General features: G+C 63.5%; 17 protein-coding genes and 1 tRNA gene. All 18 read right to left on the bottom strand.

The window, feature by feature from the left end; all coding sequences use genetic code 11:
• Positions 1 to 8: 8 nt before the first annotated feature.
• The gene (locus QM467_RS06615; protein WP_283365510.1) at positions 9 to 791 is read right to left on the bottom strand and encodes a biotin--[acetyl-CoA-carboxylase] ligase; all 783 of its coding nucleotides are present in this window, start codon (positions 789 to 791) and stop codon (positions 9 to 11) included.
• 91 nt (positions 792 to 882) lie between these two features.
• Positions 883 to 2,319 (bottom strand): NADH-quinone oxidoreductase subunit NuoN, encoded by a 1,437-nt coding sequence (gene nuoN / locus QM467_RS06610; protein ID WP_283365509.1) that lies wholly within the window; start codon positions 2,317 to 2,319, stop codon positions 883 to 885.
• 10 nt (positions 2,320 to 2,329) lie between these two features.
• A complete protein-coding gene (locus tag QM467_RS06605; protein ID WP_283365508.1) occupies positions 2,330 to 3,841 on the bottom strand; it encodes an NADH-quinone oxidoreductase subunit M in 1,512 nt (503 codons plus the stop codon).
• Positions 3,841 to 5,877: an NADH-quinone oxidoreductase subunit L gene (gene nuoL / locus QM467_RS06600; RefSeq protein WP_283365507.1), complete on the bottom strand. Its 2,037-nt coding sequence runs from the start codon at positions 5,875 to 5,877 to the stop codon at positions 3,841 to 3,843. The genes QM467_RS06605 and nuoL overlap by 1 nt, the downstream gene beginning before the upstream one ends.
• A 5-nt stretch (positions 5,878 to 5,882) precedes the next feature.
• Positions 5,883 to 6,191 carry an NADH-quinone oxidoreductase subunit NuoK gene (nuoK, locus tag QM467_RS06595; protein ID WP_283365506.1) on the bottom strand — a complete coding sequence of 103 codons (309 nt, stop codon included), beginning with the start codon at positions 6,189 to 6,191 and terminating at the stop codon, positions 5,883 to 5,885.
• Positions 6,192 to 6,201: 10 nt separating this feature from the next.
• Complete coding sequence (locus QM467_RS06590) at positions 6,202 to 6,804, bottom strand: NADH-quinone oxidoreductase subunit J (protein WP_283365505.1); 603 nt, start codon at positions 6,802 to 6,804, stop codon at positions 6,202 to 6,204.
• Positions 6,805 to 6,944: 140 nt separating this feature from the next.
• Entirely contained in the window at positions 6,945 to 7,433 is a 489-nt protein-coding gene (gene nuoI / locus QM467_RS06585; protein WP_283365504.1) for an NADH-quinone oxidoreductase subunit NuoI, read from the bottom strand.
• Positions 7,434 to 7,443: 10 nt separating this feature from the next.
• Positions 7,444 to 8,454, bottom strand: a complete 1,011-nt coding sequence (gene nuoH, locus QM467_RS06580) for an NADH-quinone oxidoreductase subunit NuoH (protein WP_283365503.1) — start codon at positions 8,452 to 8,454, stop codon at positions 7,444 to 7,446.
• A 13-nt stretch (positions 8,455 to 8,467) separates the two neighbouring features.
• Positions 8,468 to 10,531, bottom strand: a complete 2,064-nt coding sequence (nuoG, locus tag QM467_RS06575; protein WP_283365502.1) for an NADH-quinone oxidoreductase subunit NuoG — start codon at positions 10,529 to 10,531, stop codon at positions 8,468 to 8,470.
• 120 nt (positions 10,532 to 10,651) lie between these two features.
• A complete protein-coding gene (nuoF, locus tag QM467_RS06570) occupies positions 10,652 to 11,953 on the bottom strand; it encodes an NADH-quinone oxidoreductase subunit NuoF (RefSeq protein ID WP_283365501.1) in 1,302 nt (433 codons plus the stop codon).
• A 10-nt stretch (positions 11,954 to 11,963) separates the two neighbouring features.
• Positions 11,964 to 12,632, bottom strand: coding sequence for an NADH-quinone oxidoreductase subunit NuoE (gene nuoE, locus QM467_RS06565; protein ID WP_283365500.1), 669 nt, complete (start codon positions 12,630 to 12,632; stop codon positions 11,964 to 11,966).
• Positions 12,629 to 12,841 (bottom strand): hypothetical protein, encoded by a 213-nt coding sequence (locus QM467_RS06560; protein WP_283365499.1) that lies wholly within the window; start codon positions 12,839 to 12,841, stop codon positions 12,629 to 12,631. Before QM467_RS06560 ends, nuoE begins: the two co-directional genes overlap by 4 nt.
• Positions 12,838 to 14,028: an NADH-quinone oxidoreductase subunit D gene (locus QM467_RS06555; RefSeq protein ID WP_283365498.1), complete on the bottom strand. Its 1,191-nt coding sequence runs from the start codon at positions 14,026 to 14,028 to the stop codon at positions 12,838 to 12,840. Before QM467_RS06555 ends, QM467_RS06560 begins: the two co-directional genes overlap by 4 nt.
• Positions 14,029 to 14,042: 14 nt before the next feature.
• Positions 14,043 to 14,588: a DUF2059 domain-containing protein gene (locus QM467_RS06550; RefSeq protein WP_283365497.1), complete on the bottom strand. Its 546-nt coding sequence runs from the start codon at positions 14,586 to 14,588 to the stop codon at positions 14,043 to 14,045.
• A gap of 10 nt (positions 14,589 to 14,598) precedes the next feature.
• Positions 14,599 to 15,237, bottom strand: coding sequence for an NADH-quinone oxidoreductase subunit C (locus QM467_RS06545; protein ID WP_283365496.1), 639 nt, complete (start codon positions 15,235 to 15,237; stop codon positions 14,599 to 14,601).
• A gap of 69 nt (positions 15,238 to 15,306) precedes the next feature.
• Complete coding sequence (locus QM467_RS06540) at positions 15,307 to 15,891, bottom strand: NuoB/complex I 20 kDa subunit family protein (RefSeq protein ID WP_283365495.1); 585 nt, start codon at positions 15,889 to 15,891, stop codon at positions 15,307 to 15,309.
• Entirely contained in the window at positions 15,882 to 16,247 is a 366-nt protein-coding gene (locus QM467_RS06535) for an NADH-quinone oxidoreductase subunit A (protein WP_283365494.1), read from the bottom strand. Before QM467_RS06535 ends, QM467_RS06540 begins: the two co-directional genes overlap by 10 nt.
• 668 nt (positions 16,248 to 16,915) lie before the next feature.
• Positions 16,916 to 16,992: transfer RNA gene (locus QM467_RS06530), tRNA-Asp, on the bottom strand.
• Positions 16,993 to 17,084 lie beyond the last annotated feature (92 nt).

Genomic DNA, 17,084 nt, shown 5'->3' with positions numbered 1-17,084 from the left:
TGATGCCTTCACGGGTTCTGCGCGCCGAACGCCACGTCGCCCGCCTCTATGGTCTCGATCGTCCCGCACGTCCTTTCCAATAGCATGCGCCCCTGCGCGTCAATGCCCCGGAAAAGCCCTTCGAGCGTCTGGCCATTGCGCGTCACCCGCGCGGTCTCACCGATCCCGCCCGCGCGCTCCAGCCACGCGGCGCGAATGGCCGAGAAATTGTCGCCGCGCGCCCATAAGTCCAGCCAATGCGCGAAACGATCGGACAGAGCCGCGAACAGCGCCCCGCGATCCGCTGAAGCGGCGCCGATGCTGCGCAGGCTGGCGGTGGGATAAGGGGCGTCGCCCGGCGAATTCAGGCAATTGACGCCAATGCCGACGACGCAGGCGAACTGGCCATTGCGCAGGCTCGCGCCCTCCAGCAGCAGGCCCGACATCTTGGCGCCGTCGCACAGGGCGTCATTCGGCCATTTCAGACGGATTCGGGGATCGTCGCCGCTCATCGCCCGTAGCGCGTCAATCAGGGCGATTCCGGCGACGAAGCCGAGTTGCGCGACGCGGGACGGCGACGCCGGATCGATCAGCAGCAGGCTGGCGTAGAGATTGCCGGGCGGCGACGTCCAGACCCGGCCCATGCGTCCCCTGCCCCGGGACTGGGCAGCGGCCACAATCCACAGCCGGCCCGGATCGCCCGCCGCGATCCTGCTCATCGCCTCGTCATTGGTCGAGCCGAGCGCGGTGAAGACTTCGAGGCGATAGCCGGCGCGCGACGCCGCCGGACCGAGGGCGCAATAGAAATCCATCAGGGGCCGGCCACGAAAGAGCCGCCTGCGCGGCGGCCATCGACAGGGATGGACGCGCGCCGGAGGCGCTGGCAGGTCATGCCGATTTCGATCAGAACAGCGAATGGGCCGCCGCGGTGGCCGCCTCGACCAGCGGCGCCGGATAGACCCAGAACAGCAGCATGGCGAGCGAGGCGAGCGTCAGGACGGCGCGCTGCGTGCCGCTCGGACGGTCGAGCGCCGGGGCCGGCTCGTCGAAATAGATGATCTTGACGACGCGGAGATAATAGAAGGCCGCCACGGCGCTGGTGAGAATGCCGATCACCGCCAGCCAGTAGAGCTGCGCGTCCACCGCCGCCATGAAGACATAGAACTTGGCGAAGAAGCCCGCGAGCGGCGGGACGCCGGCCAGCGAGAACATCAGCATCGACAGGAAGAACGCCATCGGGGCGTTGGTCCGCGACAGGCCGGCGAGATCCGAAATCTGCTCGACCGCTTTGCCATTGACCCGCATCGACAGAATCGCGGCGAAGGTCCCGAGCGTCATGACCAGATAGATCGCCATATAAAGCGCGACGCCCTTGACGCCTGCCTCCGTGCCGGCCGCGAGGCCGACCAGGGCGAAGCCCATGTGGCCGATGGAGGAATAGGCCATCAGGCGCTTGATATTCGTCTGGCCGATCGCGGCGAAAGAGCCGAGCGCCATGGAGGCCAGCGCCATGAAGACGATGATCTGCTGCCATTGGCTGACCGCGCCCGGGAAGGCGGTCATGATGACGCGGGTCGAGATCGCGACAGCGGCCATTTTCGGCGCCGAGGCGAAAAAGGCGGTGACCGGCGTCGGCGCGCCTTCATAAACATCCGGCGTCCACATGTGGAACGGCACGACCGACATCTTGAAGGCGAGTCCGGCAAAGAGAAACACCAGCCCAAAGATCACGCCCGTGCTCGGATGGCCGCCGATGGCCGCCGCAATGCCGCCGAAGGACACCGTGCCGGCGAATCCATACAGCAGGGATGCGCCGTAAAGCAGCATGCCCGAGGACAAGGCGCCGAGGACGAAATATTTCAGGCCGGCCTCCGATGCGCGCGCGTCGTCGCGGCTCAGCGCGGCGACGACATAGAGCGCGAGCGACATCAGCTCCAACCCGAGATAGAGCGCGATCAGTCCGTTGGCCGAAATCAGCACCAGCATGCCCAGCGTGGCCAGCACGACCAGGATCGGAAATTCGAACTTGTCGACGCCGCTGCGGCGAAGGAAATCGCCGGACATCAGCAAGGTGACGATCGAGCCGATCAGCGCCAGGCCCTTCATGAAATCGCCGAAGCTATCGTCGATGAAGGAGTCGTTGAAGACCGCGCCAGCCTCCCTGGCGCTGCCAAGGATCACGGCGACCAGCGCCGCCCCGAGAAGGGCGACGGCCAGTTCGGTCATCGGCCCGTCGCTCTCCTTGCCGCGAAAAGCGCCGATCAGGACAAGGAGGATCGCGCCGACCGCCAGGATGGTTTCCGGCAGCGCATGGGCGATTTCGAGACTAAGCGAATTCATGGAACGTCTCTCAATGCAGCGTGAGGGCGGCAGTCTTGGTCAGCGCCAAGGCGGAATCATAACCCTTGATCAGCTCGGCGACCGAAACCGAGCAGGCGTCGAGGATCGGACCGGGATTGACGCCGTAATAAATCGTCAGCACGACCAGCGGCGCCAGTATCGCGATCTCGCGCGGACTGAGGTCCGTCAGGCTCTTCAGGTTCGGCTTCTCGAGCTTGCCGAACACCACGCGCCTATAGAGGAACAAAGCATAGGCGGCGGAGAGAATGACGCCGGTGGTGGCGAAGAACGCGACCCAGCTATTGGCCTGGAACACGCCGAGCAGCGACAGGAATTCGCCGACGAAGCCCGACGTTCCCGGAAGGCCGACATTGGCCATGGTGAAGATCATGAAGGCGACCGCATAGATCGGCATCCGCTCGACGATGCCGCCATAGGCGGCGATTTCGCGGGTGTGCATCCGGTCATAAATGACGCCGACGCAAAGGAAGAGCGCGCCGGAGACAAGGCCGTGCGAGACCATCTGGAACACGGCGCCCTGAACCGCCTGCTGGTTCATCGCGAACAGGCCCATTGTGACGAAGCCCATATGCGCCACCGAGGAATAGGCGATCAGCTTCTTGATGTCTTCCTGAACCAGCGCCACCAGCGAGGTGTAGATGATGGCGATGATCGACATGGCGAAGACGAGCGGCGCGAAATAATGCGACGCGTCCGGGAACATCGGCAGCGAGAAGCGGATGAAACCGTAGCCGCCCATCTTCAACAAGATGCCCGCCAGGATCACCGAGCCCGCCGTCGGCGCCTCGACGTGGGCGTCAGGCAGCCAGGTATGCACCGGCCACATCGGCATCTTCACCGCGAAGGACGCGAAGAAGGCCAGCCAGAGATATTTCTGCAGGCCCGGGTCGAACTTCGTGTGCAGCAGCGTGGTGATGTCGGTCGTGTGGGTCTGAGCATACATGGCCAGGATGGCGATGAGCATCAGCAGCGATCCGGCCAGCGTATAGAGGAAGAATTTGAAGCTCGCATAGATGCGGCGCTTGCCGCCCCAGACGCCGATGATGATGAACATCGGGATGAGGCCGCCCTCGAAGAACAGGTAGAACAGCACGATATCCAGCGCGCAGAACACGCCGATCATCATCGTCTCCAGCACCAGGAAGGCGATCATATATTCCTTGACGCGGTTATCGATCGAGTTCCACGACGCCGCGATGCAGAACGGCATCAGGAAGGCGGTCAGCACGACGAAGGGAAAGGCGATGCCGTCGACGCCCAGCTTGTAGCTGAGTCCCGAGCCGAACCAGCTCCGCTCCTCAAGGAACTGGAAGTCGGCGACGCCGGGAACGAACTTGCCCCAAGCATAGAGCGACAGAGCGAAGATGACGATCGTCGTCCACAGGGCGATCCAGCGGATGTTGTTCTTGCCGGATTCCGTTTCGCCCGGAACCAGCAGGATGAGCGCGGCGCCGACCAGGGGAAGGAAGGTCAGCCCGGAGAGAATGCCAAAACCGAACATCAGCGCACCCCGCCGACCAGATAGAAGGTGATGATCGCCGCAAGGCCGATCAGCATCGCAAAGGCGTAGTTATAGATGTAGCCGGTCTGCAGCTTGACGATCCAGCTGGTGCCGTCGAGCACGCGCGCCGCAACGCCGTCCGGGCCGAGGCGATCGATGATCGCGCCGTCGCCGCCCTTCCAGAACAGGCGGCCGAGCCAGAAGGCCGGGCGCACGAACAGGAAGTCGTACAGCTCGTCAAAGTACCATTTGTTGAGCAGGAACTTGTAGAGCGGATTAAACCGCACGGCGAGACGGGCCGGCGTTTCCGGCGAGAACACATACATATAGGCCGCGACCGCGAAGCCGCCGAGCATCATCAGGAAGGGAGCGATTCCGACCCATTCCGGAATCTCGTGCATTTCATGCAGGATATGGTTGTTCGGGCCGAAGAACAGCGAATTGCGCCAGAACTCGCCGGCGTCATGACCGATGAAGAAGTTCTTGAAGGCGAGGCCCGCGAAGATCGCGCCGATCGACAGAACATAGAGCGGGATCAGCATGGTGTTGGGCGATTCATGCGGGTCGAGCGCGTGATGACCGTGATCGTCATGTGCGTGGTCATCATGCGCATGATCGTCGTGAGCGTGATCGTCGTGGCCGTGCGCGGCGGCGTGCGAATCGCCATGGCCGGCCTCGGCCCAGCGGGGCTTGCCGAAGAACGTCATGAACACCAGGCGCCAGCTGTAGAAAGAGGTGAGACCCGCCGCAACCACCGTCATCACGAAGGCATAGGTCGCAGCCTGGCCATGCATGCCGGCGGCATAGGAGGCTTCGATGATGGCGTCCTTGGAGAAATAGCCGGCTGTGAGCGGAAAGCCGGTCAGGGCCAGCGTGCCGAAGGTCATGCACCAGAAGGTGATCGGGATTTTCTTGGCGAGCCCGCCCATGTTCCGCATGTCCTGCTCGTGGTGCATGGCGTGGATCACCGAGCCGGCGCCGAGGAACAGCAGGGCCTTGAAGAAGGCGTGCGTGAAGAGGTGGAAGATGCCGAGCGAATAGCCGCCGACGCCGAGCGCGACGAACATGTAGCCGAGCTGCGAGCAGGTCGAATAGGCGATAACCCGCTTGATGTCGTTCTGCACCAGGCCGACGGTGGCCGCAAAGAAGGCGGTTGTTGCGCCGATGATGGTCACGACGGTCAGGGCGGCCGGCGCTTGCTCGAACAGCGGGGAAAGGCGCGCCACCATGAACACGCCGGCGGTCACCATGGTCGCGGCGTGAATGAGCGCGGAGACCGGGGTCGGACCTTCCATTGCGTCTGGCAGCCAGGTGTGGAGCAGGAACTGCGCCGACTTGCCGCAGGCGCCCATGAAGAGCAGCAGGCAGGTGATCGTCATCGCGTCCCAGTCGGAGCCGAAGACATGGATCGTCTTGTTGGCGAGGCCCGGCGCCGCGGCGAAAACCGCGTCGAGGGAGATCGACTGGGTCAGCATGAAGACCAGGAAAATGCCCAGCGCGAAGCCGAAATCGCCGACACGGTTGACGACGAAAGCCTTGATCGCGGCGGCGTTCGCCGAGGGTTTTTCATACCAGAAGCCGATCAGCAGATAGGACGCAAGACCCACGCCTTCCCAGCCGAAGAACATCTGCGCCAGATTGTCGGCGGTCACCAGCATCAGCATGGCGAAGGTGAACAGCGAGAGATAGGCGAAGAAGCGCGGACGCGACGGGTCCTCGTGCATATAGCCGATCGAATAGAGATGGACGAGCGACGACACCGTCGTCACCACCACCAGCATGACCGCTGTCAGCGTGTCGACGCGCAGGGCCCAATCCACTTTCAGGACGCCGGACGTCATCCAGTTGGCGAGAACCGGCGCGGAAAAAGGCGCGCCGCCGAGGCCGACGCGCGCGAAGACGATCCAGGACAGCAGGCAGGAGACGAACAGAAACGAGGTGGTGACGATCTCGCTGGGACGCGCGCCGATCCTGCCGCCGAACAGGCCGGCGATCAGAAAGCCGAGAAGGGGGAGAAAGACGATAGCGGAATACATGTCGTTCAGCCCTTCATCATATTGATGTCTTCGACCGCGATCGTGCCGCGGTTACGGAAATAGGTGACCAGGATCGCGAGACCGATCGCCGCCTCGGCCGCCGCGACGGTCAGGATGAACAAGGCGAAGATCTGTCCCGTCAGGTCGTGCAATTGCGCGGAAAAGGCCACCAGATTGAGATTGACCGAAAGCAGGATCAACTCGATCGACATCAGGATCACGATGACGTTCTTGCGATTGAGAATGATGCCGGCGACGCCCAGAGTGAACAGGACGGCGGCGACGATCAGATAATGTTCAAGACCGATGACCATTGGCCGCTCCTCACACGCCCGCCCGAGACGGGACTTTCTTGACTTCGATGGCCGAGGCGCGGGTGCGCGCGTTCTGCTCGGCGATGTTCTGGCGGCGGACGTTCTTGCGATGCTGCAGCGTCAGGACGATCGCGCCGATCATGGCCGTCAGAAGGACGAAGCCCGCAGCCTGGAACAGATAGACATATTGCGTATAAAGCACCCGGCCGATCGCCTCGGTGTTGGACAGGTTGGCCGGCGTCGGCGTATTGAGCGCCGCCTGCGGCGCCACGCTCCAGACGCCGATGACCGTAATCAGTTCGACGAGAACGACAAGGCCGACCAGCATGCCGACCGGCAGATATTGCAGGAAGCCCTGTTTCAGTTCGGCGAAATCGACATCGAGCATCATCACGACGAAGAGGAAGAGCACCGCCACCGCGCCGACATAGACAACCACCAGGATCATCGCCAGGAATTCGGCGCCGGTGAGCAGGAACAGGCCCGCCGCGTTCACGAAAGCCAGGATCAGGAACAACACCGAATGAACCGGGTTGCGCGCCGAAATGACCATGACGGCGGATGCGATCGTGACGATCGAAAACAGATAGAAAAAGGCCGCGGCTAACGTCATGGTCCACCTGTGCGCCCGATGTTCGGGCCTTGATCGCTCATCTGCCGACTTGAATTAGACGAACTTGCCTTAATCAAGAGTCGGCGTGGGGTAAAGTCTGCTTTAGGCAAGGCCCGCGCCCGAAAGGCGCGGGAGAAAAATCAGCGGTAAGGGGCGTCCGCGGCGAGGTTGCGTGCGATTTCGCGCTCCCAGATCGCGCCATTGTCGAGCAGGCGCTGCTTGTCGAAGAACAGCTCCTCGCGCGTCTCCGTGGCGAATTCGGCGTTCGGCCCCTCGACGATCGCGTCCACCGGGCAGGCTTCCTGGCAGAAGCCGCAATAGATGCATTTCGTCATGTCGATGTCGTAGCGCGTGGTGCGGCGGGTGCCGTCATTTCCGCGCGGGGCCGCCTCGATGGTGATGGCCTGAGCCGGGCAGATCGCCTCGCACAGCTTGCAGGCGATGCAGCGTTCCTCGCCGTTGGGATAGCGGCGCAGGGCGTGCTCCCCGCGATAGCGCGGCGATTGCGGGTTCTTCTCATGCGGATAGTTCAGCGTCGCCTTCGGCTTCAGCAGATAGCGGAAGGAGAGCAAGAAGGCTCCGACGAATTCCTTGAGCAGCAGGGCCTTGGCGGCGGTCACGATTGGCATGGCGATCCCCTCACTGGCCGACTTTGACGACGAATTCGAGCACCGCGGCGACAACGATCACGGCGACCAGCGAAATCGGCAGGAACACTTTCCAGCCCAGCCGCATCAGTTGATCGTAGCGATAGCGCGGCACGAAGGCCTTGACCATGGCGAACAGGAAGAAGAACCAGCTCACCTTGAGCACGAACCACACCACGCCCGGCACCCAGGTGAAGGGCGCGATGTTGACCGGGGGCAGCCAGCCGCCGAAGAACAGGATCGTGAGCAGCGCGCACATGGTGACGATGGCGACATATTCGCCGAGCATGAACAGCAAATACTGGCTCGCGGAATATTCGACCATGAAGCCCGCGACCAGCTCCGATTCGGCCTCGACCAGATCGAAGGGCGGGCGGTTCGTCTCGGCCAGCGCCGACACGAAGAAGATCACGAACATCGGGAACAGCGGCAACCAGTACCAGCCGAGGAAGCCCCATTTGGTGTCCTGCGCGAGGACGATGTCGGTAAGGTTGAGCGAGCCGGCGCAGAGCAGGACGGTGATGATCACAAAGCCGATCGAGACTTCATAGGACACCATCTGCGCCGCGGAGCGCAGCGCCGCGAGGAAGGGATATTTCGAGTTGGACGCCCAGCCGCCCATGATGATGCCGTAAACGCCGAGCGAGGAAATGGCGAAGATGTAAAGCACGCCGACATTGAGATTGGCGACCGCCCAGCCCTCGTTGACCGGAATCACCGCCCAGGCCGCCAGCGCCAGCGTCGCGGTGACCAGCGGCGCGATCAGGAACACGCCCTTGTTGGCGCCGTCGGGGATGATCGGTTCCTTGACGAGGAACTTGATCATGTCGGCGAAGGACTGCCAGACGCCCCAGGGGCCGACGACATTCGGGCCGCGCCGCAGCTGCACCGCCGCCCAGATCTTGCGGTCGGCGAGGATGTAATAGGCGACCAGCACCAGCAGGACGACGAGAATGCCTAAGCTTTTCGCCAGGATGATGAGAAGGGAGAGCAGGAGGTCCATGTGCTTCTTCTCCTCATTCCGCCGCTTGGGCGGTGACGCGGCCATGGGCGAGGGCCGAGCATTCGCCCATGACGCGCGAGGCGCGGGCGATCGGGTTGGTCAGGAAGAAATCCGAGATCGGCGAGACGAGCGCGCCATGCCCCAAGGTTCCGCTCGGCAGCGACGCCAGAGAGATGGGGTCCGAGGTCGCAATGGCGTCGACCCGCGCGAGCCAGGGATAGGCTTCATAGATCTTCGCGCGCAGCTGTGTCAGCGAATCGAACGGCAGAGCCTTGCCGAGCGTCGCGGAGAGGGCGCGGAAAATCGCCCAGTCCTCGCGGGCGTCGCCGGGCGGGAAGGCCGCGCGGTCGGAAATCTGCACGCGGCCCTCGGTATTGACGTAAGTGCCGGTTTTCTCGGTATAGGCCGCGCCCGGCAGGATGACGTCGGCGCGATGGGCGCCGCGGTCGCCATGAGAGCCAACATAGACGACAAAGGCGCCTAGCTCGACATTGATCTCATCCGCGCCGACGAGGAACGCCACGTCCAGCGCGCCGGCCTTGGCCATGGCCGCCGCGTCGAGGCCGCCCTCGCCCGGCACGAAGCCGATATCGAGCGCGCCGACGCGGGCGGCCGCCGTGTGGAGAATGGAAAGACCAGTCCAGTCGCCCTTTGGGCCGCCGAGCTTTGCGGCCAGCGCCAGAATGGCGGCGCCATCCTCGCGGGCCAGAGCCCCTTGCCCGACGAGGATCAGCGGACGCTCGGCCTTGGCGAGAATTTCGCCGAAGCCTTCGCCCTGCGCCACCTTTGCGAGCGCGTCCGGCCCGGAGCCGAGATGCGTGTAGGAATAGGTCAGATCGAGATTTTCGCCGATCACGCCGATCGGGAAATCGCCATGGCGCCAGCGGCGGCGGATGCGGGCGTTGAGCACCGGGGCTTCCCAGCGCGGGTTCGAGCCCACGATCAGCAGGGCGTCGGCGCGATCCACGCCTTCAATGGTGGCGTTGAACAGATAGGAGGCGCGGCCCCGGGCCGGATCGAGCTTCACGCCGTCCTGGCGGCCGTCGATATTCTTGACGCCGAGCGATTCCGCGAGCGCCTTGGCCGCGAACAGATCCTCGACCGAAGAGAGATCGCCGCCGATGAAGCCGATCTTCTCGGGTGCGGCGGCCTTGACCTTGGCGGCGATGGCTGTGAAGGCCTGCGTCCAGCTGGCCGGGCGGAGCTTGCCGTTTTCGCGGACATAGGGCCGGTCGAGACGCTGGGTCTTCAGGCCGTCCACAATCTGGCGGCTCTTGTCGGAGATCCATTCCTCGTTCACCGCCTCGTTGAGTCGGGGCAGGATGCGCATGACCTCGCGGCCGCGCGTGTCGATGCGGATCGCCGAACCCAGCGCGTCCATCACGTCCACGCCGGGGGTCTTGTTATATTCCCACGGGCGGGCGCGGAAATTCTGCGGCTTGGGCAGCAGCGCGCCGACCGGGCAGAGGTCGGTGACATTGCCCTGAAGCTCGGAGGTCATCGCCTTTTCGAGATAGGTCGTGATCTCCATGTCCTCGCCGCGGCCAATGGCGCCCATGTCGGACGTGCCGCAGACTTCGGCGGTGAAGCGGACGCAACGCGTGCAATGGATGCAGCGGGTCATCTCGGTCTTGACCAGCGCGCCGATATATTTGTTCTCAACCGCGCGCTTGCTCTCGTGATAGCGCGAGCGGTCGAGGCCAAAGGCCATCGCCTGATCCTGGAGGTCGCATTCGCCGCCCTGGTCGCAGATCGGGCAGTCGAGCGGATGGTTGATGAGCAGGAACTCCATCACCCCTTCGCGCGCTTTCTTGACCATGGGCGAATTGGTCAGGACGACCGGCGGCTCGCCGTTCGGACCGGGGCGCAGGTCGCGCACCGACATGGCGCAGGAGGCCGTCGGCTTGGGCGGGCCGCCCTTCACCTCGACAAGGCACATGCGGCAATTGCCCGCCACCGAAAGGCGTTCATGATAGCAGAAGCGGGGAATTTCCTTGCCCGCCTCTTCGCACGCCTGGAGCAGCGTGTACTCCGGCGGGACGTCCACTTCGATGCCGTCGACGATGATCCTGGCCATCTGGTCTTTCCTTTTGCCTCGCCCGCCCCAGGGCGATCAAGGCGCCCCTCGCAACGGCTCGGCGTCGCATTCGCTCCTAGCATCGGCTTCGCCGATGCAAAATCCCATCTTTCGTGGCGCTTACTGCGCCGCTACTTTCACCGCGTCCTTGTCGGCCCGCGCCGTATAGCTGTCGATGCGCGCTTCGATCACCGGACGGAAATGCGTGATCAGGCCCTGCACCGGCCAAGCCGCCGCATCGCCGAGCGCGCAGATCGTGTGCCCCTCGATCTGTTTCGACACGTCGAACAACATGTCGATTTCCTTCTTCTGCGCGCGGCCTTCGACCATGCGCTGCATCACGCGATACATCCAGCCGGTGCCCTCGCGGCAGGGCGTGCACTGACCGCAGCTCTCGTGCTTGTAGAAATGCGACAGGCGGGCGATGGCGCGGATGATGTCGGTAGACTTGTCCATGACAATCACCGCCGCCGTGCCGAGGCCCGACTTCAGCTTGGACAGGCTGTCGAAATCCATCGGGCAGTCGATGATCTCCTGCGCCGGCACGCAGCGCACCGACGAGCCGCCCGGAATGACCGCCAGCAGATTGTCCCAGCCGCCGCGAATGCCGCCGCAATGCTTTTCGATCAGTTCGCGGAACGGGATCGACATCGCCTCTTCGACATTGCACGGCTTGTTCACATGGCCGGAAATGCTGAACAGCTTGGTGCCAGCGTTGTTCTTGGCGCCGAAGCCCGCGAACCATGCGCCGCCACGACGCAGGATGGTCGGCGCCACCGCGATGGATTCCACATTATTGACCGTCGTCGGGCAGCCATAGAGGCCCATATTGGCCGGGAACGGCGGCTTCAGGCGTGGCATTCCCTTCTTGCCTTCAAGCGATTCCAGCAGCGCCGTCTCTTCGCCGCAGATATAGGCGCCGGCGCCGTGATGGACATAGACCTCGAACGGATAGCCGTGGATGTTGTTCGGGCCGACCAGATTGGCCGCATAGGCCTGGTCCACCGCCGCCTGCAGGCGCTCGCGCTCGAAGATGAATTCGCCGCGCAGATAGATATAGGCCGCAGAGGCGCCCATGGCGAAACCGGCGACGACGCAGCCTTCGACCAGCAGATGCGGGTCGTTGCGCATGATCTCGCGATCCTTGCAGGTGCCGGGCTCGGATTCGTCGGCATTGACCACCAGATAGGACGGGCGCGCCGGGTCGGGCTTGGGCATGAAGGACCATTTCAGGCCGGTCGGGAAGCCGGCGCCGCCGCGCCCGCGCAGGCCCGACGCCTTCATTTCGGAAATGATCCAGTCCTTGCCCTTTTCCAGCAGATCCTTGGTGTTGTCCCAGGCGCCGCGCTTGCGCGCGCCTTCGAGGCCCCAGTCGCCATAGCCGTAAAGGTTCTGGAAGATGCGATCCTTGTCCTGAAGCATCGTCTTCTCCTTACTTGGCCGGATTGGCGGGCTGGAGGGCCGCCTGCATGTCGCTGAGCGGGCCGCTCTTGCCGTCGGCGCCGTAGAAATCCGTCAGCGCCGTCAGGCCGCCGAGCGGCTCCGAGCGCAGCCGGCCGTTCTGGGGTCCAATATGGACGGGCCGGCCCGCGGCCAGATCATCGAGCAGCCTGGTGAAATTCGCGGCGTCGAGATCCTCGAAATAATCGTCGTTGATCTGGACCATCGGCGCGTTGCAACAGGCGCCGAGACATTCGACTTCGAGCCAGGAGAACAGGCCGTCGGCGGTCACGTGGCGCTGCTCGCCGATGCGCTCCTCGCAGATGCGGATGAGATCGTCCGAACCGCGCAGCATGCAGGGCGTAGTGCCGCAGAGCTGGATGAAATATTTCCCGACCGGCTCCAGATTGAACATCGTGTAGAAGGTCGCGATTTCCAGCACGCGGATATAGGGCATGCCGAGCAGGTCGGCGACCTTCTCGATCGCCTTCTGCGGCAGCCAATAATCATGCTGTTTCTGCGCCTGCCACAAGGCCGGGATCACGGCCGAGGCCTGGCGGCCGGGCGGATATTTGGCGATCTGGGCGTCGAGCCAGGCGCGGTTTTCCGGCGTGAACTCGAAGCTCTCGGGCTGTTTTTCGGCGAGACGGCGGACGCTCATGATGACTGCTTCCCGTTGGAGCCGCGCAAATCCTGAAAGACGACATAAGCGGCGACCAGAACAGCGCCGATGAGAATGCCGAAATCGGATTGCGGCTGGAACAAAGGCGCGCCGCTCGACCAGCGCATGAGGACGAGCACGGCGATCGCCGAGACGAAACCAGACAGCAGGAAATGCCAGTTCTTGCGCAGGGATTCCATCACCGTCACCGATCGACCTCCCCGAACACGATGTCGAGAGCGCCGAGAATGGCGGAGACGTCGGCGAGCATGTGGCCGCGGCTCAGGAAGTCCATGGCCTGGAGATGGGCGAAGCCGGGCGCGCGGATCTTGCACTTGTAAGGCTTGTCTGTGCCGTCGGAGACGAGATAGACGCCGAACTCGCCCTTGGGCGCCTCGACCGCCGCATAGACCTCGCCCGCCGGCACGCGGAAGCCTTCGGTGAACAGCTTGAAGTGATGGATCAGCGATTCCATCGACTGCTTCATCGCGCCGCGGCGGGGCGGCGTGATCTTGTGATTCGGCGCCAGCACCGGCCCTTCATTGGCGCGGTCCAGCAGCTTGTTCACACATTGCCGCATGATGCGGACCGACTGGCGCATCTCTTCGAGGCGCACGACCTGGCGGTCGTAGCAATCGCCGTGCTTGCCGACCGGAATGTCGAATTCCATTTCCTCGTAGCATTCATAGGGCTGCGCACGGCGCAGGTCCCAGGCCGCGCCGGAACCGCGCAGCACCGGGCCGGAAAAGCCCCATTTCCAGCAATCTTCCAGCGTCACGACGGCGATGTCGACATTGCGCTGCTTGAAGATGCGGTTCTCGACGAACAGGTCTTCGAGATCGTCGCACAGCTTCAGGAAAGGATCGAGCCAGGCGCCGATGTCCTCGATCAGCTTGACCGGCAGGTCCTTGGCGACGCCGCCCGGACGGAAATAATTGGCGTGCATGCGGGCGCCCGAGGCGCGCTCGTAGAACACCATCAGCTTTTCGCGCTCTTCGAAGCCCCAGACCGGCGGGGTGAGCGCGCCGACGTCCATCGCCTGCGTCGTGACGTTGAGGATATGCGAGAGCAGGCGCCCGATTTCGCAATAAAGCACGCGAATGAGCTGGGCGCGGCGCGGAACCTCGACGCCGAGCATCTTCTCGATCGCCAGGCAGAAGGCATGCTCCTGATTCATCGGCGCGCAATAGTCGAGCCGATCGAAATAGGGCGTGTTCTGCATATAGGTGCGGGCTTCCATCAGCTTTTCGGTGCCGCGATGGAGCAGTCCGATATGCGGATCGACGCGCTCGACGACCTCGCCGTCCAGCTCCAGCACAAGGCGCAGAACGCCGTGGGCCGCCGGATGCTGCGGGCCGAAATTGATCGAGAAAGTGCGCGGCTTCGGTTCGGACATGTGCTGCTCGCCCATCAGATTTTCACTTCGACGCCGTTCTTGCGCATCTGCGCCTGCGCCGATTCCATCGCCCGCGGAACGACATAGGTCTGCATCAATGGCATGATCTGCGCCATTCGCGCCGACAGCGTCGGCATTTTCTTCAGCGCGCTGGCGCCGACCGGGGTGGACTGGAAGCGGATGAGCGCCTCCAACTCGTCCCGGCTCATGATTTCGACCATGTCCAGGACCATCGCGCGCTCCAGAATTTTCCCATTGTCCCCGAACAGGTTCTGGAGAAAGGCCGAGACGAAGTCCTGAGCCTGCTCATCGGTCAGTTCCGGGTTTTTCGTCCGCAACAGGTTATTCACGCTCTGGACCAGGAAGGGCGCGCTCTTCTGGACCATGCCACCCAGATTGAAGCTCCTGGCGAAGCTTTCCGCGGCGGCGACCGTCGCGGGCTCGTAGCCCTTGAGCTTTTCCTCGATCTGGCCCGGCGCCGAATCCTGCGCGCGCGCCGACGCCGCGCCCAGAAGGGCGAGGGCCGCGACGGCCGCAAGGGTTCGAGCGAAGGCGCGCATCGGTCCAGCCCTATTTGGTGGCCTTCTCGTCGCCCGGAAGCTCGTATTGAGCCGTTTCCCAAGGCGAGAGAAAATCGAAGCTGCGATATTCCTGGCTGAGCTTGGTCGGCTCATAAACGACGCGCTTCTGCGCATCGTCGTAGCGGACCTCGACATAACCAGACATCGGAAAATCCTTGCGCAGCGGATGGCCGTCGAAACCATAATCCGTCAGCATGCGGCGCAGATCCGGATGCCCCGCGAACAGCACGCCATACATGTCATAGGCCTCACGCTCGAACCAGTCGGCGGCGGGCCAGACGTTGACGCTGCTCTCAACCGGCTGCGTTTCGTCGGCATGGCATTTGACGCGGATGCGGAGATTGGCCTTGGGGTCGAGCAGATGCACGACCACGTCGAAGCGCTTCGCGCGCGCGGGCCAATCGACTGCGGTCAGGTCAATGAAGCAGATGAAGCCGCTGTCGCGCAAAAAGGTCAGCGCGGGAATCCACTGCGCCGCGTCGACGACGACGGTCAACTCGTCATAGGCGATGTCCGCCGACAGCACGGCGGCGCCCAGCCCCGCCGAAATCCTGGCGGACAGGGCCTGCAATTGGTCCCGCAGGACGGCGGCGTGATCCACCGCGGCGGCGTTCTGCTCATTGGCCATGTTCGAACCCCAGAACCGGCTCGCGCCGGAAATGACGACAAGACGCGCCGGAGGCGGCGCGCCGGAAATTCAGCGCTCGATCGTGCCGGTGCGGCGGATTTTCCGCTGCAGCAGCATGATGCCGTAAAGCAGCGCCTCGGCGGAAGGCGGGCAGCCCGGCACATAGATGTCGACCGGGACGACGCGGTCGCAGCCGCGCACCACCGAATAGGAATAATGATAATAGCCGCCGCCATTGGCGCAGGAGCCCATCGAGATGACGTAGCGCGGCTCGGGCATCTGGTCATAGACCTTGCGAAGCGCGGGAGCCATCTTGTTGGTCAGCGTGCCGGCGACGATCATCACGTCCGATTGGCGCGGCGAGGCGCGCGGCGCGAAGCCGAAACGCTCGACGTCGTAGCGCGGCATCGCGACCTGCATCATTTCCACGGCGCAGCAGGCCAGACCGAAGGTCATCCACATCAGCGAGCCGGTGCGGGCCCAGTTGATGAGGTCGTCGGTCGCGGTGACGAGAAAGCCTTTGTCGGCCAGCTCGTCATTGATCGACAGGAAGGTGGGGTCGTCCGAACCGATCGGCTTGCCGGTGCGCGGGTCAAGAATGCCGCGAGGCGAAGGGGCGATGAGGGTCTGGCTCTTTTCAGAGATCAATCCCATTCCAGGGCTCCCTTCTTCCACTCATAGATGAAGCCGACGGTCAGCACGCCGAGGAAGACCATCATCGACCAGAAGCCGAACACGCCGATCTTGCGGAACGCCACCGCCCAGGGGAACAGGAAGGCGACTTCCAGATCGAAGATGATGAACAGCAGCGAGACCAGGTAGAACCGCACATCGAATTTCATGCGCGCGTCGTCAAAGGCATTGAAGCCGCATTCATAGGCCGAGAGCTTTTCAGCGTCGGGCGCCTTGAACGCGAGCAGGAAGGGCGCAACGAGCAGCGCCCCCGAAATGATCGCCGAAAGCGCGATGAAAATCACCAGCGGCAGATAATCGTTCAGGAGGACCGGCATGGGATTGATGTCCTTGCTCTCACTTGTCCCGGCTCTGGTTTCCGGCTCGCCGCCCGCCCGGGGCAAGGCCCCGGCCTGACTCGCCGCCGCCGCGCGGTTGTGAAGCGGCCTTGAAAAAGCCGCATCTCTCCACGGGATCGTCTTGGTTCCGTATCGCAGGGCGTCGCCGCGCGCAAGGGCTAAGCGCGCCCCTGCTTCCTGACGCGCCCGGCCTGTCCGCCGCCCGCCAGGGCCGCCGCGCCGCGAGTCCCGCGAAAAGCCGCGTTTTCCTTCCTTTGCGCCGGAAAGAGGGGCCGCAAACAATCATGCGAAAGTTGGAGCGCGCCGTCAGCTTGGCCGACATCGCGCCGCAGCAACAGGATGTTTGACAATCGTCTATTTTTGCCTTTGGCGCCCGCGTGCGCGCAGCGCCCCGAAGCCTGAAGGCGATTGCGCGCGATCGCGAGAAAAGGATGCCTCTGGAATCGCTTCTTGTCGCGGCAAGGCGGCGGGAGCCCGAAAGCGCCCCGTCCGATTCGCTCAGTCACGTTTCGTGAACGATCGAACCCCTTCGCCGCCACGAGAACATGGTCGAAACGTGTGGCGCGACGATGGCGAACGGAACTGGGGAACGGGAGTTTGCTTTTGGGGGACGCGGGCATTCAAACGGTCGCATAGACTGGTTTGAATGGCGAGAGAGACGGGACTTGAACCCGCGACCTCCGGCGTGACAGGCCGGCGCTCTAACCAACTGAGCTACTCCCCCGCTCGACCGCGACGCTGCTGCGTCGATCGGAGGCCTGCGAATTAAGACAGCCACGCCGGCAAGTCAAGCGTTGATGTGGCGATTTCTTGAAA

Origin of the sequence: Rhodoblastus sp. 17X3 (assembly GCF_030056575.1) — a bacterium.
Lineage (GTDB): Bacteria > Pseudomonadota > Alphaproteobacteria > Rhizobiales > Beijerinckiaceae > Rhodoblastus.
The sequence above is the reverse complement of the archived record's forward strand: the minus strand, read 5'-3'. Positions and strand labels throughout refer to the sequence as shown.

Excerpts from the sequence above, each read along its gene's own strand:
- nuoH (WP_283365503.1), bottom strand. The coding sequence starts at position 8,454 with ATGGACCTCCTGCTCTCCCTTCTCATCATCCTGGCGAAAAGCTTAGGC.
- nuoL (WP_283365507.1), bottom strand. The coding sequence starts at position 5,877 with ATGTATTCCGCTATCGTCTTTCTCCCCCTTCTCGGCTTTCTGATCGCC.
- nuoE (WP_283365500.1), bottom strand. The coding sequence starts at position 12,632 with ATGAGCGTCCGCCGTCTCGCCGAAAAACAGCCCGAGAGCTTCGAGTTC.
- QM467_RS06535 (WP_283365494.1), bottom strand. The coding sequence starts at position 16,247 with ATGCCGGTCCTCCTGAACGATTATCTGCCGCTGGTGATTTTCATCGCG.
- nuoI (WP_283365504.1), bottom strand. The coding sequence starts at position 7,433 with ATGCCAATCGTGACCGCCGCCAAGGCCCTGCTGCTCAAGGAATTCGTC.
- nuoF (WP_283365501.1), bottom strand. The coding sequence starts at position 11,953 with ATGCTTCAGGACAAGGATCGCATCTTCCAGAACCTTTACGGCTATGGC.
- nuoG (WP_283365502.1), bottom strand. The coding sequence starts at position 10,531 with ATGGCCAGGATCATCGTCGACGGCATCGAAGTGGACGTCCCGCCGGAG.
- QM467_RS06590 (WP_283365505.1), bottom strand. The coding sequence starts at position 6,804 with ATGACGTTAGCCGCGGCCTTTTTCTATCTGTTTTCGATCGTCACGATC.
- QM467_RS06540 (WP_283365495.1), bottom strand. The coding sequence starts at position 15,891 with ATGGGATTGATCTCTGAAAAGAGCCAGACCCTCATCGCCCCTTCGCCT.
- QM467_RS06545 (WP_283365496.1), bottom strand. The coding sequence starts at position 15,237 with ATGGCCAATGAGCAGAACGCCGCCGCGGTGGATCACGCCGCCGTCCTG.
- QM467_RS06555 (WP_283365498.1), bottom strand. The coding sequence starts at position 14,028 with ATGTCCGAACCGAAGCCGCGCACTTTCTCGATCAATTTCGGCCCGCAG.
- QM467_RS06550 (WP_283365497.1), bottom strand. The coding sequence starts at position 14,588 with ATGCGCGCCTTCGCTCGAACCCTTGCGGCCGTCGCGGCCCTCGCCCTT.
- QM467_RS06605 (WP_283365508.1), bottom strand. The coding sequence starts at position 3,841 with ATGTTCGGTTTTGGCATTCTCTCCGGGCTGACCTTCCTTCCCCTGGTC.
- nuoK (WP_283365506.1), bottom strand. The coding sequence starts at position 6,191 with ATGGTCATCGGTCTTGAACATTATCTGATCGTCGCCGCCGTCCTGTTC.
- QM467_RS06615 (WP_283365510.1), bottom strand. The coding sequence starts at position 791 with ATGGATTTCTATTGCGCCCTCGGTCCGGCGGCGTCGCGCGCCGGCTAT.
- nuoN (WP_283365509.1), bottom strand. The coding sequence starts at position 2,319 with ATGAATTCGCTTAGTCTCGAAATCGCCCATGCGCTGCCGGAAACCATC.